This is a genomic window from Aeromonas sp. 1HA1, assembly GCF_029237385.1.
In the GTDB taxonomy this organism is placed as follows: domain Bacteria; phylum Pseudomonadota; class Gammaproteobacteria; order Enterobacterales; family Aeromonadaceae; genus Aeromonas; species Aeromonas popoffii.
The window spans coordinates 38,085-60,344 of sequence record NZ_JAACGC010000014.1 but is presented as its reverse complement, the minus strand read 5'-3'; the positions used below and the strand labels follow the sequence as shown (position 1 = coordinate 60,344).

The 22,260-nt window shown below is 59.6% G+C and carries 19 protein-coding genes; 13 read left to right on the top strand and 6 right to left on the bottom strand.

Annotation, left to right across the window (positions count from 1 at the left end; genetic code table 11):
• The first annotated feature begins 221 nt into the window (after nt 1-221).
• Nucleotides 222-392 carry a hypothetical protein gene (locus GWQ22_RS07075; RefSeq protein ID WP_167335265.1) on the top strand — a complete coding sequence of 57 codons (171 nt, stop codon included), beginning with the start codon at nt 222-224 and terminating at the stop codon, nt 390-392.
• 74 nt (nt 393-466) lie between these two features.
• Here the strand turns inward: GWQ22_RS07075 and GWQ22_RS07070 are convergent, their stop codons facing one another.
• Nucleotides 467-1,522 (bottom strand): PA0069 family radical SAM protein, encoded by a 1,056-nt coding sequence (locus tag GWQ22_RS07070; protein ID WP_275929859.1) that lies wholly within the window; start codon nt 1,520-1,522, stop codon nt 467-469.
• A 176-nt stretch (nt 1,523-1,698) separates the two neighbouring features.
• Between GWQ22_RS07070 and GWQ22_RS07065 the strand changes: the two genes are divergently transcribed.
• The 12 genes from GWQ22_RS07065 (at nt 1,699) to cobB (ending at nt 16,392) form a co-directional block, all read left to right on the top strand.
• A complete protein-coding gene (locus GWQ22_RS07065) occupies nt 1,699-2,286 on the top strand; it encodes a tetratricopeptide repeat protein (protein WP_275929858.1) in 588 nt (195 codons plus the stop codon).
• A 234-nt stretch (nt 2,287-2,520) separates the two neighbouring features.
• Nucleotides 2,521-4,449 carry a threonine--tRNA ligase gene (thrS, locus tag GWQ22_RS07060; RefSeq protein ID WP_212513210.1) on the top strand — a complete coding sequence of 643 codons (1,929 nt, stop codon included), beginning with the start codon at nt 2,521-2,523 and terminating at the stop codon, nt 4,447-4,449.
• Between the two features lie 21 nt (nt 4,450-4,470).
• Entirely contained in the window at nt 4,471-5,001 is a 531-nt protein-coding gene (infC, locus tag GWQ22_RS07055; RefSeq protein WP_155603220.1) for a translation initiation factor IF-3, read from the top strand.
• 84 nt (nt 5,002-5,085) lie between these two features.
• Entirely contained in the window at nt 5,086-5,283 is a 198-nt protein-coding gene (rpmI, locus tag GWQ22_RS07050) for a 50S ribosomal protein L35 (RefSeq protein ID WP_005315535.1), read from the top strand.
• Nucleotides 5,284-5,297: 14 nt separating this feature from the next.
• Entirely contained in the window at nt 5,298-5,654 is a 357-nt protein-coding gene (gene rplT, locus GWQ22_RS07045) for a 50S ribosomal protein L20 (protein WP_005300683.1), read from the top strand.
• A 333-nt stretch (nt 5,655-5,987) separates the two neighbouring features.
• Nucleotides 5,988-6,971, top strand: a complete 984-nt coding sequence (gene pheS / locus GWQ22_RS07040; RefSeq protein WP_275929857.1) for a phenylalanine--tRNA ligase subunit alpha — start codon at nt 5,988-5,990, stop codon at nt 6,969-6,971.
• Nucleotides 6,972-6,983: 12 nt separating this feature from the next.
• Nucleotides 6,984-9,371, top strand: a complete 2,388-nt coding sequence (gene pheT, locus GWQ22_RS07035; RefSeq protein ID WP_275929856.1) for a phenylalanine--tRNA ligase subunit beta — start codon at nt 6,984-6,986, stop codon at nt 9,369-9,371.
• A gap of 3 nt (nt 9,372-9,374) precedes the next feature.
• On the top strand, nt 9,375-9,671 hold the full coding sequence (gene ihfA / locus GWQ22_RS07030) for an integration host factor subunit alpha (protein ID WP_005300715.1): 297 nt from the start codon (nt 9,375-9,377) through the stop codon (nt 9,669-9,671).
• A 36-nt stretch (nt 9,672-9,707) separates the two neighbouring features.
• A complete protein-coding gene (locus GWQ22_RS07025) occupies nt 9,708-13,676 on the top strand; it encodes a transporter substrate-binding domain-containing protein (protein WP_275929855.1) in 3,969 nt (1,322 codons plus the stop codon).
• Between the two features lies 1 nt (nt 13,677).
• Nucleotides 13,678-14,925 carry a response regulator gene (locus tag GWQ22_RS07020; RefSeq protein ID WP_275929854.1) on the top strand — a complete coding sequence of 416 codons (1,248 nt, stop codon included), beginning with the start codon at nt 13,678-13,680 and terminating at the stop codon, nt 14,923-14,925.
• Nucleotides 14,926-14,928: 3 nt separating this feature from the next.
• Nucleotides 14,929-15,528, top strand: a complete 600-nt coding sequence (locus GWQ22_RS07015) for a GNAT family N-acetyltransferase (RefSeq protein WP_275929853.1) — start codon at nt 14,929-14,931, stop codon at nt 15,526-15,528.
• A 90-nt stretch (nt 15,529-15,618) separates the two neighbouring features.
• Entirely contained in the window at nt 15,619-16,392 is a 774-nt protein-coding gene (gene cobB / locus GWQ22_RS07010) for a Sir2 family NAD+-dependent deacetylase (protein WP_275929852.1), read from the top strand.
• Between the two features lie 417 nt (nt 16,393-16,809).
• Here cobB and GWQ22_RS07005 read toward each other — a convergent pair whose 3' ends face one another.
• The 5 genes from GWQ22_RS07005 to rbsA form a co-directional block, all read right to left on the bottom strand.
• Entirely contained in the window at nt 16,810-17,820 is a 1,011-nt protein-coding gene (locus GWQ22_RS07005) for a substrate-binding domain-containing protein (RefSeq protein WP_212513205.1), read from the bottom strand.
• The gene (rbsK, locus tag GWQ22_RS07000; protein WP_275929851.1) at nt 17,820-18,752 is read right to left on the bottom strand and encodes a ribokinase; all 933 of its coding nucleotides are present in this window, start codon (nt 18,750-18,752) and stop codon (nt 17,820-17,822) included. The genes GWQ22_RS07005 and rbsK overlap by 1 nt, the downstream gene beginning before the upstream one ends.
• 108 nt (nt 18,753-18,860) lie before the next feature.
• Nucleotides 18,861-19,736 carry a ribose ABC transporter substrate-binding protein RbsB gene (gene rbsB, locus GWQ22_RS06995; RefSeq protein WP_042037830.1) on the bottom strand — a complete coding sequence of 292 codons (876 nt, stop codon included), beginning with the start codon at nt 19,734-19,736 and terminating at the stop codon, nt 18,861-18,863.
• Between the two features lie 21 nt (nt 19,737-19,757).
• Entirely contained in the window at nt 19,758-20,723 is a 966-nt protein-coding gene (rbsC, locus tag GWQ22_RS06990; RefSeq protein ID WP_042037828.1) for a ribose ABC transporter permease, read from the bottom strand.
• On the bottom strand, nt 20,720-22,255 hold the full coding sequence (gene rbsA / locus GWQ22_RS06985) for a ribose ABC transporter ATP-binding protein RbsA (RefSeq protein WP_275929850.1): 1,536 nt from the start codon (nt 22,253-22,255) through the stop codon (nt 20,720-20,722). The genes rbsC and rbsA overlap by 4 nt, the downstream gene beginning before the upstream one ends.
• Nucleotides 22,256-22,260: the final 5 nt, after the last annotated feature.

Below are 22,260 nucleotides of genomic sequence, written 5' to 3'. Positions count from 1 at the left end.
TTGCCCCAGATGGTGAGCGCCCACAGGTCTGATGGATCAGCCTGATCCTGTTGCTGTACGCGTCGCTGATCACTTGCACCGCGAGCATTGCCGTACTCCTCCTTAATGTCGTTGTCCCCAATTCATCATGCTTGCGTCATCCCCCTGTCATGGGATGAGGCCAAGCTACCCCTGTCGCACTTAACAGACGGCGATGCGTAGCCATCAAACAGGAGCACCTTATGACTAGCTGGGTAATGTGGGAGATCTGGTGGAGCCGGGTATGGGGCGAACATCAACCAGCATCGCTGACAGAGGAGTATGAGGACGAAGTGGCCCATGAGCCATCACGACTGCCAGCCGAATTGATCGCGCAGGGCAAGGCCACGCACTCGCCTCGGCCAAGGGGGTGAGGCCCTGCTCGTCGGCAGGGTTTGTGGTGGCCGGCGAAGAGGGCGTTGTGAGCGCGGTTGACTTGTCGGGGCGATCAGAACAGCCGCAGTTGGTCGCCCGGGCGAATGAAGCCGTCCCGCCGCAGTTGAAGATGGCGCTGGCCCAAGCCCAAGCGCTTGCTGATGAGCCGAAAGCGCTGGGCGAGCAAGTCGGCAAACTGGCCTTCACCGCGCATGCGGGCGCCAAAGGCGGGGCTGTTGAGTCCGCCATCCCGACTGGCCCGTAACTGGTTCAGGATGGCCTCCTTCTGGCCGGGGTAATGCTCATCCAGCCAGTCGCTGAACAGGGTGGTCAGCTCGTGGGGCAATCGCAGCAGTATGTAATCGGCGCAGTGGGCACCGGCCTCGGCCGCCGCCTTGATGATCTGTTCCAGCTCAGGCTCGTTGAGGCGCGGGATCATGGGCGCGGCCAGCACGCCGACCGGTACCCCGGCCTGTGCCAGCTTCTCGATCACCTTGAGCCGACCCGTGCCTGTGCTCGCCCTGGGTTCCAGCTGTCGCCGCAGGGTTTCATTTAATGTCGTCACCGACACCATCACCTGGCAGAGCCCCTCCCGGCCCAGCGCGGCCAGCAGATCGAGGTCGCGCAATATCATGGCGCTCTTGGTGATGATGCCGACCGGATGGCGATGGGCCAGCATCACTTCCAGCAATTGGCGGGTGAGGCGATAGTGATGCTCGATGGGCTGGTAAGGATCCGTATTGGCGCCCAGCACTATGGTCTGTGGCTGATAGGTTGGCTTGGCAAACTCCCGGCGCAACAGCTCGGCGGCGTTGAGCTTGGCAAACAGTCTGGTCTCGAAGTCGAGACCGGGGGAGAGCTCCAGGTAGGCGTGACTGGGTCTGGCATAGCAGTAGATGCAGCCATGCTCACAGCCCTGATAGGGGTTGATGGAGCGGCCAAAGGGCACATCCGGTGAGCGGTTGTAGCTGATGATGCTCCTGGCCTGAGTCTCGCGAACCTCGGTCTGGGGGGCTGAGGTGTTGAACGCCGGTTCCCACTCGGTTTGCTGCCAGCCATCGTCGACGGCCTCGACCAGCGGGCCACTGAAACGATGCTCGATATTGTGGGTGCTGCCTCGTCCTGCCATCACATCATGCCAACACTGTTTATATATACAGTTATCTTGCAAGTGAGCGCATCGAAATACAAGCCCCTGTTTAGTAATCGTTGCCTGAAACGGCATGGCAAATGGATCTCTTGCTTGATCCCGTCGCTACATTTCGTTTACATAGACAAAGTGCGAACTGGATCACGGAAATCATCATGAAACCCATTGTCTCCCGCTGGCTGTTTATCGGTGTGCTTGGCCTGGTCATCTGGCGGCTGATCCCGCTCTCCACCGAGCAGGCGCTGGCATCGGCCAACCGGGCCTGGCGTAGCGGCCAGTTCGAGACGGCGACAAAGATTTGGCAACCGCTGGCCGAGCAGGGGCTCCCTCGTGCACAGGCGTTGATGGGGTGGAGCCACGAAGTGGGGCAGGGCACAGATCAGGACATGGGTCTGGCCATCAGCCTCTATCGCCAGTCGGCGCAGGCGGGCGATGCCTTCGGCCAGTACCGGCTGGCGGAGGTCTATCTGCGCGGCGCCGGGGTGAAGCGGGATCTGCGGCAGGCATTTCACTGGATGGAGCTGGCGGCCCGCAACGGTGACGTGCCCGCCATGCTCAAAGTTGGCGTGCTGCACCTGATGGGAGTGAGTGGTCGGGTCGATCTGCCTCAGGCCAAGCAGTGGCTCTATCAGGCGGCGCAAAAGGGTAACAAGCTTGCATTGAAGGTGTTGGAGGAGCTCGCACTGGCCGAGGAGGGGAGCAGTAGCTTCAATTTCAACTGGCAACCCCTGCTTGGTGGCTAACTGGCAAGCGCCTCATTTGGTTGTAGAAAATCTCATCAAACCCGATACACCCCCGACTACTTCTGGTAGCATGGTTCGGTTTTTGGTTTGCCTTGTGCCGTTAAGCAAGCTGTTTGCGGCGCTGGGCGCCTCTGCAAAGTGCTGTAGAGAGCCAGAACATCACCCTTTTTGAATGCTTTTTCCATCCCGCATGTGCCCTTTGGTAGGGGGCACCACTGTATAAGGAAACACACAATGCCAATCATTACTCTGCCTGACGGCAGCCAACGTCAATTTGCCCACTCCGTTTCCGTCATGGACGTGGCCGCGGACATAGGTCCGGGTCTTGCCAAGGCGTGCATTGCCGGTCGGGTAAACGGTGAACTGGTGGATGCCTGCGAGCTGATCGAAGCCGATGCTTCCCTGGCCATCATCACCGCCAAAGACGAAGAAGGTCTGGACATACTGCGCCACTCCTGTGCTCACCTGCTGGGTCATGCCATCAAGCAACTTTGGCCCCAGACCAAGATGGCCATTGGTCCCGTCATCGATAACGGTTTCTACTACGACGTTGATCTGGATCGCACCCTGACCGACGACGATCTGGCTGCCCTGGAAGAGCGCATGCTGGCGCTGGCCGCCAAGGATTACGACGTCATCAAGAAGAGAGTCTCCTGGCAGGAAGCACGCGACGTGTTCGACGCCCGTGGCGAGTCTTACAAGGTCGAGATCCTGGATCAGAATATTGCCCGTGATGATAAGCCCGGTCTCTATCATCACGAAGAGTACGTCGACATGTGTCGTGGCCCGCACGTGCCCAACATGCGTCACTGCCACCACTTCAAGTTGCAGAAGATGTCCGGCGCCTACTGGCGTGGCGATTCCAACAACAAGATGCTGCAGCGCATATACGGTACGGCTTGGGCTGACAAGAAGCAGCTCAAAGGCTACCTGCAGCGTCTGGAAGAGGCGTCCAAGCGCGACCACCGCAAGATAGGCAAGCAGCTCGACTTGTATCACATGCAGGAAGAAGCGCCTGGCATGGTGTTCTGGCACAACGATGGCTGGACCATCTTCCGTGAGCTGGAAACCTTCATCCGTGGCAAGCTCAAAGAGTACGACTATCAGGAAGTGAAGGGTCCCTTCATGATGGACAGGGTGCTGTGGGAGCGTTCAGGTCACTGGGAGAAGTATGCCCAGGCCATGTTCACCACCCAGTCCGAAAACCGCGAATACGCCATCAAGCCGATGAACTGCCCAGGTCATGTGCAGATCTTCAACCAGGGTCTGAAGTCTTACCGCGATCTGCCGCTGCGCATGGCCGAGTTCGGCTCCTGCCACCGCAACGAGCCGTCCGGTTCCCTGCACGGTCTGATGCGGGTGCGTGGTTTTACCCAGGATGACGCTCACATCTTCTGTACCGAAGAGCAGATCATGGAAGAGGTGTCCGCCTGTATCCGTATGGTCTATGACGTCTACGGCACCTTTGGCTTTGAAAATATCGTGGTCAAGCTCTCGACTCGTCCCGAGCAGCGTATTGGCTCCGATGAAGCCTGGGATCGCGCAGAGGCCGCCTTGGCCGAAGCTCTGGTGCTGAACGGCCTGAAGTACGATTTGCAGCCGGGTGAGGGCGCCTTCTACGGTCCCAAGATCGAATTTACCCTGCATGATTGCCTTGATCGTGCTTGGCAGTGTGGTACCGTGCAGCTCGACTTTGCCCTGCCTGGACGTCTGGGTGCCACTTATGTGGGTGAAGACAACGAACGCCACGTACCGGTGATGATCCACCGGGCCATTCTGGGTTCACTCGAGCGTTTCATCGGTATTCTGACCGAAGAGTACGCCGGTCTGTTCCCGACTTGGTTGGCTCCGACTCAGGCTGTGGTCATGAATATCACAGATAATCAGGCCGATTATGCGGTAAAAGTAGCCAAAGCATTGAATGATGCGGGTCTTCGCGCAAAAGCGGACTTGAGAAATGAGAAGATTGGCTTTAAAATCCGCGAGCATACTTTGAAGCGAGTACCTTTCATGCTGGTCTGCGGCGATAAAGAAGTTGAAGCCGGTAAGATTGCAGTACGGACTCGTAAAGGGGCTGACCTGGGCACTTATCCTGTTGAAGAGCTAGTGGCTCTGTTGACCCAGGAAGTTCAGACCCGCGGACAAAAGAAAGTGGAGGAATAAGCTATAAAAGGCGGAAAAAAACTGGGCAAGCAACCGCAAGCCCGCGCTCACCGGATCAATACCGAGATTCGTCTGAAAGAAGTTCGTCTCACTGGTATTGACGGAGAGCCTTTGGGTGTCGTCGAGATCCATGATGCACTGAACTTGGCCCTTGAGGCTGGAGTAGATCTGGTCGAGATCAGCCCTAACGCTGAACCGCCCGTTTGCCGGATCATGGATTACGGCAAATTCCTCTACGAAAAGAGCAAAACAACCAAAGAACAGAAGAAAAAGCAGAAAGTCGTCCAGGTCAAGGAAATCAAATTCCGTCCTGGCACTGACGAAGGCGACTATCAGGTAAAACTACGCAACCTGGTTCGCTTTCTGGAAGACGGGGACAAGGCTAAGGTCACCCTGCGCTTCCGTGGTCGTGAAATGGCCCACCAGGATCTTGGTATCAAGGTTCTGGAGCGCGTCAAAAACGATCTGGAAGAGTTGGCCGTAGTAGAGTCGTTCCCGAAAGTCGAAGGCCGTCAAGCAGTGATGGTCCTCGCACCTAAGAAGAAATCTTAAGGCCCACAAGAAATTGACTCATGGGTTCGCCCATGAGTCGGTTCGCCTTGCGATTTTGTTGTCACTCACAATGCGGAGTATGAAATGCCGAAGATGAAAACCAACCGGGGTGCTGCAAAGCGCTTCAAGAAGACTGGCTCGGGTCGCTTCAAGTGCAAGCACAACCACCTGCGTCACATCCTGACCAAGAAGAGCAGTAAGCGTAAGCGCAAGCTGGGGCCGAAGTTCATGGTTTCTGCTGCCGACCACAAACGTGTTGTCGCTTGTCTGCCGTACGCATAAGGGGGATGTGAAAAATGCCAAGAGTTAAACGTGGTGTGACTGCTCGCGCTCGTCACAAGAAAGTAATGAAAGCCGCCAAAGGTTACTACGGCGCCCGTTCCCGAGTTTACCGCGTAGCGGTACAAGCGGTAACCAAAGCTGGTCAGTATGCCTATCGTGACCGTCGCCAGAAAAAGCGTCAGTTCCGTCAGCTGTGGATTGCGCGTATCAACGCTGCAGCCCGTCAGAATGGTCTGTCCTACAGCCGTCTGATCAACGGTCTGAAGAAGGCTTCTATCGAGATCGATCGCAAGATCCTGTCCGATATCGCCGTTCACGACAAGTTGGCTTTCACCGCCCTAGTTGAAAAGGCTAAAGCAGCGCTGGTTTAATCCGGTCCTGTTATGAAAGATAAAAGGAGGCTTCGGCCTCCTTTTTTGTTGCTCGTCTTTTGCTGCCCGTCATTCTTCTATCCTGTTGTTGTGCTCACCCAGTGTGCTTCATCCCTGCAACAAGTGCCCTCATATGCCAACAAACTAGTGTTCTTTCCCAATATTTAATGCAAGTAGGGGGCAGGATAGGCTGCTTACCCGATAACAAAATGATTTCTAGGGAGAAAAGCCCACCATAACTATGGTCAGCCAAGGGGCTTTTTTTGTATTATTCTCCTCTTGACCTTATTTAGCCTAACAGGCTCCTGTTTCGGGAGTGGTGACGAGGAAGACATGCAACAGCTTGAAGAAGTAGTCGGCCAGGCCAAGGCCGAGATTGAGGGCGTCAATGACGTTGCGACCCTTGACGAGATCCGGGTCAAATATCTGGGTAAAAAGGGCTTTTTTACCGAGAAGATGAAGACATTGGGCACCTTGTCCGCCGAAGAGCGTCCCGCTGCGGGGGCCGTGATCAACCAGGCCAAGCAGCAGGTTCAGGATGCGTTGAACGAGCGTCGTGAGACCCTCGAAGTGGCTGTTCTGAACCAGAAGCTGGCAGCCGAGACCATCGACATCAGCCTGCCGGGCCGTCGCATCGAGAACGGTGGTCTGCACCCAGTGACTCGCACTGTCGAGCGCATCGAACGCCTGTTTGGCGAGATGGGTTTCAAAGTGGAGCGCGGTCCCGAGATTGAAGATGGCTTCCACAACTTCGATGCGCTGAACATTCCGGCTCACCACCCGGCGCGTACCGATCATGATACCTTCTACTTCAATCCCGATCTGATGCTGCGTACCCACACCTCCGGTGTGCAGATCCGCACCATGCAGCAGCAACAGCCGCCGATCCGCATCATCGCGCCGGGCCGCGTCTATCGTAACGACTACGACATGACTCACACCCCGATGTTCCATCAGGTTGAAGGCCTGCTGGTTGACGAGCATGCCAGCTTTACTGAGCTGAAGGGCATTCTGCACGACTTCCTGCGCAACTACTTCGAGGAAGACTTGACCATTCGCTTCCGTCCTTCCTATTTCCCGTTCACCGAGCCGAGCGCTGAAGTGGACGTGATGGGCAAGAACGGTAAGTGGCTGGAAGTGCTGGGCTGCGGCATGGTGCACCCGAACGTACTGCGTTCGGTCGGTATTGATCCGGAAAAATACTCCGGCTTTGCCTTCGGCATGGGCGTTGAGCGCCTGACCATGCTGCGTTACGGGGTCAACGACCTGCGTGCCTTCTTCGAAAACGATCTGCGCTTCCTCAAGCAGTTCAAGTAAGGGCGAGAGAACATGAAATTCAGTAAATCCTGGGTGATGGAGTGGGTCCGCACCGAGTTGAGTGACAATGCACTGGCTGAGCAGATCACCATGGCCGGTCTGGAAGTGGACGCCGTAGAAGCGGTGGCTGGCCAGTTCAACAATGTGGTCGTGGGTGAGGTGGTTGAGTGTGCCCAGCATCCGGACGCCGACAAGCTGCGGGTGACCAAGGTCAACGTGGGCGAGGCCGAGCTGCTGGATATCGTCTGTGGCGCGCCGAACTGCCGCGCCGGCCTGAAAGTATGCGTGGCCAAAGTAGGGGCGACCCTGCCGGGTGATTTCACCATCAAGAAAGCCAAGCTGCGTGGCCAGCCGTCCCACGGCATGCTCTGCTCTTTCAGTGAGCTGGGTATCGACGTCGAAGCTGATGGCATCATCGAGCTGCCGGCCGATGCCCCCATTGGCACCGATATTCGCGACTACCTCGATCTTAATGATGTGAGCATCGACGTGGACCTGACCCCGAACCGTGCCGACTGCCTCGGCATCGCGGGTCTGGCCCGTGAAATCGGCGTGCTCAACAGTGTGGATGTGGTCGAGCCGACCTGGGCGCCGGCTGTTGCCACCTGTGATGCGACCTTCCCGATCCGGGTTGAAGCGCCGGCAGATTGCCCCCGTTATCTGGGTCGCGTCATCAAGGGGCTGAACTTGCAGGCCCAGAGCCCGCTCTGGATGCAAGAGAAGCTGCGCCGTGGCGGTATTCGCTCCATCGACGCCATTGTCGACATCACTAACTACCTGCTGCTGGAATACGGTCAGCCGATGCACGCCTTCGATCTGGCTACCCTGGAAGGGGAACTGGTGGTGCGTCGTGCCCACGCCGATGAGCCGATGACCCTGCTCGATGGCAACGAAGTGAAGCTCAAAGAGACTACCCTGGTGATTGCCGATGCCAAAGGCCCTGCCTGCATGGCCGGTATCTTCGGTGGCAACCGCACCGGTGTATCCGAGACCACCACCGACATCCTGCTGGAGTGCGCCTTCTTCGCGCCGCTCTCCATCACCGGCCGTGCCCGTGCCTACGGTCTGCACACCGACTCATCCCATCGCTTCGAGCGCGGGGTTGATCCGGAGCTGCAAGCCAAAGTGATGGACAGAGCCACCCGTCTGCTGCTGGATATCTGCGGCGGCGAAGCGGGTCCGGTCATCGAGGTCAAATCCGATGCCCATCTGCCGAAAGCGGCACCCATCAAGCTGCGTCGCAGCAAGCTCGACAAGGTGATCGGTATCAGCGTGGCTGATGCTCAGGTGGTCGAGATCCTCACCCGCCTCGGCATGCAGGTCACTGTGGATGCTGACGGTTGGACTGCGCTGGCACCCTCCTGGCGTTTCGATATCGCCATCGAGGAAGACCTCATTGAGGAAGTGGCTCGCATCTACGGCTACAACAACATCCCGAACCTCAAACCGGCCGCCTCTCTGGCGATGGTTGAGCAGGCAGAAGGGCAGGTGACCTTGAAGCGGGTCCGTGATCTGCTGGTTGACCGCGGTTTCCAGGAAGCGATCACCTACAGCTTCGTCGATCCCAAGACCCAGCAAACCCTGTTCCCGCAGAGCGATGCTATCATGCTGCCTAACCCGATTTCGGTCGAGATGTCCGCCATGCGCGTCTCTCTGTTCCCGGGTCTGGTACAGGCAGTGGTCTACAACCAGAACCGTCAGCAGCCGCGCGTGCGCCTGTTCGAGCAGGGTCTGCGTTTCATCAAGGATGAAAGCGCCGAGAATGGCATCCGTCAGGAGCCGATGCTGGCAGGTATCATCATTGGCAACCAGAGCGACGAGCACTGGGACATCAAGAGCCGCGCCGCCGACTTCTTTGATTTGAAAGGAGACTTGGAAGCGATACTGGATCTCACCGCCGAAGGGGCCACCTTTAGCTTCGAGCGTACCGAGCACAGCGCCCTGCATCCGGGCCAGAGCGCAGCCATCTTGCGTAATGGCGAGGTCATCGGCCATATCGGCGTGATCCACCCGAGCCTCGAGAAGACGCTGGGTCTCAAGAGCCGCGCCGTCATGTTTGAACTGGAGCTGGACAAGCTGACGCCTGCCAAGGTGCCGGTTGCAACCGAGGTCTCTCGCTTCCCTGCCAACCGTCGCGATATCGCAGTGGTGGTCGACGTTGCGGTTCTGGCTAGCGATGTCCTTGCAGTAATTAAAAAAGTTGGCGGAAATCAGGTAGTTGGAATAAACTTGTTTGACGTATACCAGGGTGCTGGTATGGCAGAGGACAAGAAGAGCCTGGCCATCAGTCTTGTATTGCAAGACACCCAGCGCACCCTGGAGGAGAAAGAGATTGCCGAGACCGTAGACAATGTCGTGCGGGCCCTTGGTGAAGAGTTGAATGCATCCTTGAGGGATTGATCTATGGCGCTTACCAAAGCCGACATTGCAGAGCACCTGTTCACCCAGCTGGGGATGAGCAAGCGTGAAGCCAAAGATATGGTGGAAGCCTTCTTTGAGGAAATCAGACAGGCGCTAGAGCGTGGTGAACAAGTCAAGATTTCAGGCTTCGGTAACTTTGACCTTCGTGAGAAGAATCAGCGTCCCGGACGCAACCCCAAAACGGGCGAGGATATTCCTATCAGCGCTCGTCGTGTGGTGACCTTCCGGCCTGGCCAGAAGCTCAAGGCCAGGGTAGAAAATGTTGAACCCAACGAGTGATAAAAAGCCAGGCAACCGCCTGGCTTTTACTTTTTCATGATAAAAAACCACCTTTTACTCACACTGCTGCTGGCAATGCCGGTGCAGGCTATGACCTTACCCCTGTCGCCGGCCACCCAGGCCTATACCGACGCACTCAAGCCGCTGACCATCTGCTATCCGGCCCTAATCCTGCCACCCTATCTCGAAGAGTCGGGGGGCTTGCTGATCGATCAGCTGGAGCGGCTGGCCGAGCAGCTGCCGGTGCCATTGCTGCACGAAAAATTGCCAAACTGGTCCGCCGTGCAGCAGGAGCTGCTAGCGGGACGCTGTGATCTCATCCCGTATGTCGGCTCTTCACGACAGGTATTGCCTGGCATGGCCCTGAGCCGCGCCCTGCTGGAGGCCGAATCCGCCATTGTCTATCGCGGTGAGCTGGAACGCGGCACCTTTCTGGTATCGCCCGTCAGGCAGGCAAGCGAGGTGCTCAAGTCGCTCTATCCCCATGCAACCCAGTTGGCCCTGACCGATGTTGACAACTGGCATGCGGCGTTGGTGGCAGGCAAGGGGACTGCCTATCTCGGTGACTACCTGCAACTGCGTTACCTGATGCGCGAATACCCGGATGAGGGATTGCGGTTGCGCCGGCTGCGCAACGATGAGCTGGTGATCAGCTATCGCCTTATGATGCGGGACAAACCGGAGCTCAGGGAGCTAGTCGACACGGCGATCCGCTACATGCCCCCCGGTAGCCTCTACAAGGATCTGGGTCGCTATCTAGAACAGGGAGAGCAGGACATCAACCCACTGTACTTCACCGATGAAGAACAGGCCTTGCTGGTCGGCACCTCCCGTACCATCAAGCTGGTGGTGAATCCTGCGTTTATGCCTTATAGCGGCATCGACGAGCAGGGGCAGCTAACGGGCTGGAGCGCCGATGTGCTGCGCCGGATTAGCCTGCAGACCGGACTGAACTTTCATGTGGTGCCAGCCCGGGACAAGGAGGAGGCCCTGGTCAAGCTGCGCAGTGGCGAGGCGGATATGATGGCGGGCCTGCTGGAGACCCCGGCCCTGACCCGCGAGTTCGACTTTACCCGCATCATGGTCGTGAGTCGTTACGCTCTGGTCATCCGCAAGTCCCAGTCGTTCGAACGACTGGAAGCACTCAAGGGGGCGGTGGTGGTGCCTGCCAGCCTCTATGATCCCGACATGCTTGCACATTTTGGCCAACATGAGTGGCGCAAGAGCGAGACGATTGAGTCTGGCATTGCGAAGGTGAGGGCAGGCAAAGCCGATGCCATGCTGGCCGAGCTGTACCAGCTGCAATATCCGCTGCGCAACAACCAGTTGGATGGCCTGGACATCAAGGAGTTGCCGATCCGCTTCGGGCTTGGCTTTGCCATAGCCTCCCGCAGCCCCAAACTGGTTGGGGTGATGGAGCAGAGCCTGATGACCCTCACCGGCAGGCAGAATGATCAACTCAACCAGCGCTGGCAGCGGCTGGTGCTGACCCCGCAGGCGGGGGTCAGTTACGGTATCTGGCTGGGCTCCATATTACTGGCGCTACTGATCAGCACCAGCATCATCTGGCTGATCTGGCGCTCCCGCCAGCAGCTGGCGCGGGAGGTGAGTCAGCGTCAGGAGATGGAACAAACCCTGGCGCTGGAGAGCCAGTTCAGGGAGTCCCTGTTCCAGGGGCTGCCGGTCCCCGTCTTCCTGCGGAACAATCAGGGTGAGATCATCAAGCGCAACAAGCAGGCCAAACGGCTGGAGGCCCGTTATCTGACCGAACTCAGCCTGCCATCGTCCCAGTTACAGGGGACGGAAGGGACCCTGTCCCTCGGGGATCAGGTGTTCTCCTACGCGCAGATCCCGCTGCAGCTGGGCAAGCCGACACAGGCAGGGGATCTGATCGCGCTGTCCGATATCAGCGCCCTGCGTGAGCGCACCCGTTTACTGCACCAGGCCGAGCGTCGCCTGCGAGCCCTCACCAATACAGTGCCCGGGGCCGTCATTCAGTTCATCCTGCAGCAGGGCAGCATAACGCAGGTCGAGTTCATCAGCCGCGGCAGTTACGAGCTGTTGGGGTTGGCCAGTCAGCAGATCCGCCGCGATCCCGACATCGTGCTCAGCCGGCTGTTGCATCAGGACAGGCGCGAGATGCGGATGCCCATGCTGGTCATGTTGCAGTCAGGGCAACCCTTCTCCTATGCGCTGCGTTATGCCCATCCGGGCAAAGGAACGCGGTGGTTGCAGTTCTATGGCCGGGGTCGCAGCCAGCCGGAAGGGGGGGGGCGCGTTTACGGCGTGGTGCAGGATGTGACCGCCCGAGTCGAGCAGGAGCATGCCCTGCAAGCCTCCCACGAGCGGGCCGAGCAAGCTGTGTTGGCCAAGGGGCGCTTTCTCGCGGCGGTGAGCCATGAGATCCGTACCCCCATGAATGCCATTCTGGGGCTGCTGGAGTGGCTCGATCAAACCCCCTTATCGGCAGAGCAGCGCTCTGCGCTCTCCCATGTGAGACAGGCGGGGGACGAGCTGCTCGGCTTGCTCAACGATGTGCTCGATTTCAGTCGCAACGAGAACCGGCAGCTGGGGCTCTCTCTCCAGCCGACCGATCTGGTGGACTTGTGTGAGCATATAGCGGCGGTGCACTGGTCCAAGGCCCGCTCCAAACGGTTGCAACTGCGACTGGATATCGATCATCACTTGCCCGCACAGGTTGAGCTGGATCCCCATAGGGTGCAGCAGGTGCTGCATAATCTGCTCGCCAACGCCATCAAGTTCAGCCCTGCCGGTGAGGTGGTGCTGTGGGCCCGGCGTGAAGAGAACTGCCTGCTGTGTGGGGTTGATGATGAAGGGCCAGGCATCAGTGACGATCTGTTGCCTCGTCTGTTCCTGCCATTCGAGCAGGGAGGAGAGGAGGGTCAGCCCAGAGCTCAGGGCACCGGACTGGGGCTGGCTATCAGCCATCAGCTGATGGAGCAGATGGGCGGCGAGATCCGGGTCGAGCCGCGTCCCCTCGGGGGTAGCCGTTTCACCTGTACCTTGCCGTTGGTGTTGCTGCATGAGGCGCCGCGCTGGCAACCGAAAGTGGCCTGCGTCAATATCCAGTTGAACGATACGGAGCGTGCTTATCTCATGCCCTGGCTTGGCGAGCTCGGCCTGAGCGAGGATCCCACCGGTCCCCTGTTGCGCGCCGCCGACGATGATCAGGGACTGCGTTACTGGGACTGGCAGGGCGAACCCTGGGTCCCAGGCGCTGTGGTCAGCTTGTTGCAGCCCAGGCTGGTGTCCTCTGCTCAGGAGGAGATGAGTCTGCCGGGACAGGGGATGCGGGTGCTGCTGGTCGAAGATCACGAGGTAAATCGGGTGTTGATCAGCATGCAGCTGACCCAGCTGGGGGCCCAGGTACTGAGTGCGGCCAATGGCCAGCTGGCGCTCGACATTTTGCAGCACGAGACGGTGGATCTGGTGCTGACCGATCTGCAGATGCCAGTGATGGATGGTGCCCAGCTATGTCAGCAGTTGCGTGACTCGGTGCGCTGGCAGCATCTGCCAACCTACGTGATCACCGCCGATCTCAGCGAGCAGGCGGCCCAGCGATTGGCCAGTTGCGGTTGCCGGGGACATCTGGACAAGCCCCTGCTACTCAAGGACTTGGCCAACTTGCTGCGCAGCCTGCCGACGTCAGGTGACACAGTCCCGCCCCCGCTCAAGGCATCAGACGAGGATCTGGCGTCGGAATGGCCGGCACAGGCGCTGCCGCTGCTGAGCGCTGAACTTGTCACCCTCTATCTGGAGGCCACTCGCCAAGATCTGGCCGACATTGATCACTACATCACACAAGGGGATGAGATGGCGCTCGATGCAGCTTTACACAAGGTGAAGGGGGCCGCCAAAATGGTCGGGGCCACCCCGCTGATCCAGGTGATTGAGCAGTGGAAACAAGACCCACGGCAACCCCTGATATCCCCACTGCGGCACGCTCTGGATGAGGTCTGCCGGCGATTAGGTGAGAGAGTCTGACATGATCATCACAGATGAAGAGTTATTGGTGTTACTGGATTCGGAAGGAACACAAGAGCGTTTCTTCTATCCCGTGACCATCTATGCGCTGGATGGGATTGCCTATCGGGCGGCCCAGGCGGTCAGCCTGCCCGAGTTTGCGACCCTGCGTCGCACCAGGCCAGACGCCTGCTGGCACTGGGAGGGGGTGTTTGCCGCCGGTGCCATCGCCCTGTTTGACCCAGCCTCGCACGCTGGCGCCGACTATCTGCCGCAACTGGTGGCGCAGGGTGAGGGCATCTATCGGCTCTCGGATGACTGGCTAGCGGGCGTGCATCACCGTTATCAGCAGTGGCGGCAGTGGCTGGCCGGGACACAGATCTTGTTGCTGGAGGATCACCCATTTCAGGGTGCTCACATTCAGCAAGAGATCCAGGGGTTGGGACTCTCCTGTCAATGGGTGCAGGATGGCAATGCCTGTATCCAGGTGCTGGCGGAGGGGAAGGTCACACTGCTCATCAGCGATCTCAGTCTGGTGGAGCAGGATGCCATCAGCCTGTTGATGAGCCAGCCCCAGTACCGGCAAAGCGGCCTGCCCATTATCTTGCTGTCTGCGCATGACCAGACCCTGATCGACGGTGCCCGGCGCCTGTTGCATGACGCCGGTTTCAACGTGGTGGCGGCCCTGGCCAAGCCCCTGTTGACTGACGATCTGCTGCGCTTGCTAAAGGTGTTTTACCTAGGGCCCCAGCGGCAACAGCGGCTCAGTGGCCAGCGTCGCCCCATTCGTACCTGGCAGGGGGCGGAGAAGGGGCTGCTGGGGCTTATCTCGGATCCCCCCTCCAAGTTGCCCGTCTGGTTGGCGGTGACCGGCTTGCCACCACGCTGGGAGTTGGTGCGGGAGTGGTTGGGCAAGCAGGGGCGAGACGCCAGTGAGCTGACCCTGGTCATTCACCGCCGTGACCACCTGCTCAGTCAGGCGGATCGGTTTGCCCTGGTGCTACAGGCGAGTCTGGCCGGGGCCAGGCTCGCCTTGCTGCTCGACAATGATCAGCATATGCCGTTCGATCTGCTGGAACGTATTCCCCTGCAGCACCTGCTGCTGGGACAGAGCCTGCTGCCCGGGCTGGAGGCCATGACGCCGGACTCCCTGCTCGGGCGTTTCATCAACCGCGCCAGGGAGCTCGGCATCGCCCTCTATCTGGATGACCCCTTCAACCTGCTCGATAACGAGCTGTGGCGCGATCGCGGCATGACGGGGCGCTGGTAACCTGTGCCCCGCTACTTGTGTTGGCCTCCCGCTAAAGCGCGCTTGCGCCACAGCCTGGCTGGCTGGCTGCATCCCACCTCGCGGGCATCCTTGCCCCTGATGATGGAAGTGGGGGGCATCCCCTGCCGGTTGCAAGAGCTGGCGGGGGCTGATCCCGAGTGTATCAAGGCGGCTTATGAAGCACTGAGCGAGCAGAGCATTTACTTGCGCTTCATGCGGGCCAAACAGTCCCCCACCGCCGATCAGCTCGCTTTTTTTCTCGATTATCCCAGAGCGCCCCAGATAGGCTTGCTACTCACCGATGGTCTGGGGCGGCCGCTGGCCCAGGCCCAGTCCATCCGGCGGCGGCTGCACCCGGATCGAGCCGAGTTCTCCTGCCTGGTGGCGGATCACTTCCAGCACAGGGGGGCGGGCAGGCGCATCTTGTTGGCACTGGCACTGCTGGCGCGCGCCGAAGGCATTCGTGAATGGACGGCAGAGGTGCTGGCCCAGAATCGCCCCATGCTGGCACTCCTGCGTGGGCTGGGGCTGCCGCTCACCCTGGTGACGGGGCGGGAGCTGGTGTTTGTTCGGCTTGATCTGAGCGTGCTTGATACCCTGTGACGCGGGTATCCTCATAAGACCAAGGGCGAATAGGCCTGTTTTTCACCCTGTGCTAAGGTCAGCCTTGTATGCGGTCAGAGGAAAATCATCATGGTGCAGTCAGCTAAACACATCGTCATCCTTACCGGCGCCGGGATCTCTGCTGAATCCGGCATCAAGACCTTCCGTGCCTGCGACGGTTTGTGGGAAGAGCACAGGGTGGAGGATGTGGCGACCCCGGAAGGGTACGCGCGGGATCCCGCCCTGGTACAAGGCTTCTACAACGCGCGCCGCCATCAGTTGCAACAGCCGCAGATCCACCCCAACCCGGCCCACTATGCGCTGGCTCGCCTCGAGCGCCTGCTGCCGGGCACAGTCACCCTGGTGACCCAGAATATCGACAACCTGCACGAGAGTGCGGGCAGCAATAACCTCATCCACATGCACGGGGAGCTGCTCAAGGCCCGTTGTCCCGAGTCGGGCCAGGTGATCGAGTGGCGTGGCGATCTGCATCAGGATGAGCTCTGCTCCTGCTGCCAGTTTCCTCAGCCATTGCGCCCGCACGTGGTCTGGTTTGGCGAAATGCCGCTCGGGCTGGATCGCATCTACGGCGCGTTGGCCCAGTGCGATCTCTTCATTTCCATCGGCACCTCGGGGGCCGTCTATCCCGCCGCCGGTTTTGTTCATGAGGCGGGTTTGAATGGTGCTCACACCATAGAGCTTAACCTCGAGCCGAGCGAGGTGGGCAGCCAGTTTGACGAGAAGCGCTACGGACCGGCGTCCTTGCTGGTGCCCGCCTTCGTTGACGAGCTGCTGCAACATTGTGGTGTGCATCAACCCAAACAGATCGATGGTCACAACTGGATGGAGATGCGCGGTTCCTGAGCTACTGTGTCATGCCACCGCTGCAATGACCTGGTGAAATCGCCACACTGGCAACCCAAACGTGGGACTTTTTTGGCACAAATAGTCATATAACCTGCTGCTGGAACCGTTGTTGTACGCTTGGCACCGGGTGCGCAGTGAGCTGCAGGCCTTATTGGCTGCGATAAAAAGGGCGAATCAGGGGTTAATGCCAGTAAATTAAGCATTTTTGTGACTGAATATTCGAAATTTCGAATAACAGGAGCGGTACCATGGTTAATGGCTGACACCTTTGCCCTGACTGGCATCCAATAAAAAGAGGGAGGCATCATGCTTCCCTCACTCTTTAGCCTTATACCTCGCGGGTTGGGAATCAAACTCTCTTAACGGCCTTGCGTTAGACCCAGGGGAGACCTTTTGCATGCTGTGTTTAGAAAATCAGGGGGCGGGGAAGGGGGCGCAGGATTGTCTGATCACCAGGTCAGGATCGACAGTGATCAGGTGATTGTCCACCCTTACCCCGTTGATCCGCGCTAGCAGCCGGGTGACGGCGAGGCGTCCCAGCTCCTCTTTGGGCTGATTGATGGTAGTGAGCGGTGGCGAGAGGTATTGCGCCAGCGCCACGTTGTCATAGCCGACGATGGAGATATCCTGCGGTATGTTCAATCCCGCCTGATGGGCGGCGCTGATGGCTCCCATGGCCATCATGTCGTTGAAGATGAAGAGGGCGCTCGGCCGTTTGGGCTGGGCCAGCAGCCGCTGCATGGCACTGAAACCACTGGCGCAATCAAAGTCCCCTTCCTGGATCCACTCCTGATTGACCGTGAGACCCGCCTCCTGCAACGCCTGTTCAAAACCTGCCTGCCGCTGGTTGGCGGGGGCGCGGCTGTGGGGGCCCGTAATGCAGCCGATGTCGGTATGGCCCAGTTCAATCAGATGGCGGGTGGCCAGATAGCCGCCGCGATGGGAGTTGTCGGCGATAAGATCCACGTCCTTGCTCTCCATGCCCCAGTCCATCACCACCACCGGCAGGTTCTTGAGCCAGTCGAGCTGGTTGAACACCTCTTGCTGCCCCTCGCTGCACATGATCAGCAGGCCGTCGACCCGCTTGCGCAGCATCATCTTGAGGTAGGAAAGCGCCGTCTCGGCCTGACCTTCGGTGTTGCCCAGCATCAGGTTGTAGCCCTGTTCGAAGCAGTAGCGCTCCACCCCGCGCACTACCTCGGCGAAGAAGGGGTTGCTGGAGGTGGTGACCAGCATCCCGATGCTGTTGGTCTCTTTCACCTTGAGGCTGCGGGCCACCAGGCTGGGGGCGTAGTTGAGATCGCGCATGGCGGCAAAGACCCGCTCCCGGGTCTCCTCGGCCACGAAGCGGGTTTCGTTGATGACGTGGGAGACGGTGGTGGTAGAGACACCGGCCAGCGCCGCCACCTCCTTGATGTTGGCCATCAGTGCCCCTGCGCAGTCTGGGCAAGCAGGAAGGCGTCGACTTCACCCTTCTCCGGGATCGAGCTCTGGGCCCCGAAGCGGGTCACGGAGAGGGCTGCCGCACCATGGGCAAAGCGCACAGCTGCCTTGAAATCGGCTCCGGCCAGCTCGGCAGCCAGCAGGGCGCCGTTAAAGGTGTCGCCTGCGGCCGTGGTGTCTACCGCCTCGACCCGAAAGCCCTGGATGAGTTGTTGCTGTTGCGCGTTGCTGCAATAGACCCCTTGCGATCCCAGGGTGATCATCACATCGCTTATTCCCATCTGGTGGAAGCGGGCAGCCGCCTCGTGGGCGCTGGCCTCGTCGCACACCTTGACGCCGGTCAGCAGCTCGGCTTCGGTCTGGTTGGGGGTGATGAGATCCACCAGCGCCAGCAGGTCGCTCGAGAGCGGGCGGGCGGGTGCCGGGTTGAGCACTACCCGGGTGCCGTGGGCGCGGGCCAGACGGGCCGCTTCGAATACGCTCTCGAGCGGCACTTCCAGTTGCAACAGCAGGGTATGAGCGTCGGCAATCAGGACTTCGTGGCGCTTCACTATGGCAGGGGAGAGGGCACCGTTGGCTTCGGCGGAGATGCCTATGCTGTTCTCCCCCTCATCGCTCACATAGATGATGGCGATACCGGTGGGCAGGGTGTCGTCGAGCTCAACGGCACTGACGTCGATGCCATCCTGGGCAAAACCAGCTTTCATCTGGCGGCCGATGGCGTCATCACCGATGCGAGCAATAAAGGAGACGGGGGCGCCGAGGCGTGCGGCGGCGACCGCCTGATTGGCCCCCTTGCCACCGGGGACGACTTGATAGCTGTGGCCGGTCAGAGTTTCACCCGGGCGGGGGAAGTGAGGAACGCGCAGTACATGGTCTGCATTGACACTGCCCAGAACAACGAGACGATTCATTATTATCACCCTTGATTTGGAACATCTTGGCTTGAGTGGGCCCAAGCCAAGTTGCACGGTTAATCGAAGACCGGGGGCAAAGGGGGGAGGCGAACCTCCCCCGTCACCTTACTTGCTGACCACTTGCAGCGGTACCGGGATGGATTTTTCTACCGGTTGACCCTTGAGCACCTTGTCGGCGGTCTCGACGCCAATAGCACCGATCAGGGCTGGTTGCTGGGCCACGGTGGCGGCCAGTTTACCTCTGGCCACGGCGGCCTTGCCATCGTCAGTGCCGTCGAAGCCGACGATCATCACCTCTTTACCGGCGGCTTGCACGGCGCGGATGGCACCCAATGCCATTTCGTCGTTTTGGGCGAACACAGCCTGTACGGTCGGGTGGGCCGCCAGCAGGTTTTCCATCACGTTCAGACCCTTGGTGCGATCAAAGTCGGCCGGCTGGGAAGCGAGAACCTGCAGCTTGTTGGCGGCCACGGCCAGGGCGAAACCTTCGCCACGATCACGGGCGGCGGAGGTACCGGCGATCCCCTCGAGTTGAATGACCTTGGCACCGGCACCCAGTTTCTGGGTAATGAAGTCGCCAGCCAGCTTGCCGCCAGCTACGTTGTCGGAGGCAATGTGGGCCTTGACCTCACCCTGCGCCGCGCCACGGTCCAGGGTCAGCACCGGAATGTTGGCCTTGTTGGCCAGGCGGATGGCGTTGCCCACGGCCTCGGAGTCGGTCGGGTTGATCAGGATGGCATTGACCTTGCGCACGGTGAGATCTTCCATGTTGGAGAGCTCCTTGGCCGGATCATTCTGGGAGTCCAGCACCACCAGTTGGTAGCCAAGCTCCTTGGCCTTGGCTTCAGCCCCCTCTTTCATGGTGACGAAGAAGGGGTTGTTAAGGGTGGAAACTACCATGGCCAGGGTGTGATCGGCGGCCTGGGCTGTGCCCAGCACGGACATGATGGCGGCAGCGAGCAGGGTATTGAGCTTTTTCATCATTTCATTCCTTGTGTGTGCTTACTTGCTTTTGTTATCGATCATCACGGCGAGCAAAATCACGCTGGCCTTGGCGATCATCTGGTAATAGGACGAGACGTCGAGCAGGTTGAGGGCGTTGTTAAGGAAGCCGATGATGAGTGCCCCGATCAGGGTTCCCATGATGCGACCCTTGCCACCCATCAGACTGGTGCCACCCAGCACCACGGCGGCGATGGCATCCAGCTCGTAACCCATGCCTGCAGTCGGCTGGGCCGAGGAGAGGCGGGAGGTAACGATGAGCCCGGCCAGTGCCGACAACATACCGCACAAACCATACACCGCCAGTTTCACCCTGGCCACATTGATGCCGGAGAGGCGGGTGGCCGATTCGTTGCCGCCCAGGGCGTAGATGTAACGGCCGAGGCGAGTGTGGTTGAGCATGAACCAGGCTAGCAGGAAGACGATGGCCATCAGCCAGATGGGCACTGGCAGACCGAACAGGTAACCGGTACCGAGCCAGGCGAAGTGATCGGCACCCTCACTGAAGCCGGTGGAGATGGGGCGCCCTTCGGTATAGACCATGGTCACGCCGCGCAGGGCGGTCATGGTGACCAGTGTGGCGATGAAAGCTTGCACCTTGCCTTTGGCAATGATGAGGCCGCTGACGCCGCCCAGCAGGGCTCCTGCTCCCAGAGTGAGGGGCACCACCAACGCGATGGGCAGCTCCATGGCGACCATGGTGGCTGCCAGCGCGCCGCACAGGGCCAGCACAGATCCGACCGAGAGATCGATACCGGCGGTGAGGATGACCAGCGTCATGCCGACCGCCATGATGGCGTTGACCGAGGTCTGGCGTAGTATGTTGAGCAGGTTGTCGGCGGTGAAGAAGTTGGGGCTTAAGGCCGAGACCACGCCGATCAGCACCAGCAGGGCGACCAGGGATTTGTTCTCGATCCACCAGGCCTTGCTCATGATGCCGCGGCGGGAAAGGGGTTGGGTTGTCATTGGGATGCCTCTTGCTCTGCTTGCCACTGTTTACCGACTGCCGCCGCCATCAGTTTCTCCTGATTGGCGTCACGGGTGTTGAACTCTGCGCTGATGCGCCCTTCGTGCATCACCATGATGCGATCGCTCATGCCGAGCACTTCCGGCATTTCGGAGGAGACCAGGATGATGCTCATCCCCTCCTTCTTGAACTGGTTGATGAGCTGATAGATCTCCTTCTTGGCACCCACGTCGACGCCGCGGGTCGGCTCGTCCAGGATCAACACCTTGGGCCGGGTCAGCAGCCCCTTGGCGATAGCGACCTTCTGCTGGTTGCCGCCGGAGAGCAGTTTTATCAGCTGATCCTGACTCGGGGTCTTGATATTGAACAGGCGCACATAGTCGCTCACCGCCTGGCGTTCGGCCTTGCCGTCAATCTTGCCGTGGCTGATGAACTCGCCAAGGGCACAGAGACTCATGTTTTCGCGCACCGAGAGCTCCAGCACCAGCCCATCGCCCTTGCGATCTTCGGAGATATAGGCGATGCCCGCAGCCAGCCCATCGGCCGGGCTGCGGGGGACCAGGGCGTGACCGTCAACTTCCACTTCACCGGCGCTGATGGGGCTGGCACCGTAGATGAGCTTCATCAGCTCGGTGCGCCCTGAGCCCATCAGGCCGCTAAAGCCCAAAATTTCCCCCTGATGCAGGGAGAAGCTCACCCCGCGCACACCGGGACCGGCCAGTGCTTTCACTTGCAGGCTGACGGGGCCAAGCTCGCGCGCAAGGCGCGGATACTGCTCTTCCAGCCGCCGACCCACCATCATCTCGATGATCTTGTCTTCATCGAGATCGCTTACCGCCTTCTCGCCGATCCACTTGCCGTCGCGCAGCACGGTGACCCGATCGCAGATCTGGAAGATCTCTTTGAGGCGGTGGGAGATGTAGACGATGCCGCAACCCTGCTGGCGCAGCTCGCGGATCACCACAAACAGCTGCTCGGTTTCGGTGTCGGTCAGCGCATCGGTCGGTTCATCCATGATGATGACGCTGGCATCGAACGACAGTGCCTTGGCGATTTCCACCATCTGCTGTTCGCCAATCGACAGATCCCCAAGCCTTGTATCCGGCCCGTGCTTGACGCCGAGTCGGCCCAGCAGGCTGCTGGCGCGCTCGCGCAACTGCGGGTGATCGATGTTGCCAAAACGGGTACGGGGTTCGCGGCCGAGGAAGATGTTGGCGGCAATCGACAGTTCCGGCAGCAGGTTCAGCTCCTGGTGGATGATGCTGATCCCCTGATCCTGGGAGTCGCGGGGGCCCTTGAAATGGACCGGCTGGCCACGATAACTGACGCTGCCCGCATCGGCCTGATAGATGCCGGTCAGCACCTTCATCAGGGTGGATTTGCCAGCGCCATTTTCGCCGAGCAGGGCCATCACTTGACCGGGATAGACCCGCAGACCCGCTTCGTCGAGGGCGCGCACACCGGGGAAGGTCTTGACGATCCCGGTGAGCTCCAGAATGGGAGAAAGGGGCGAGGAGGAGGTTGTGCTCATTTGCA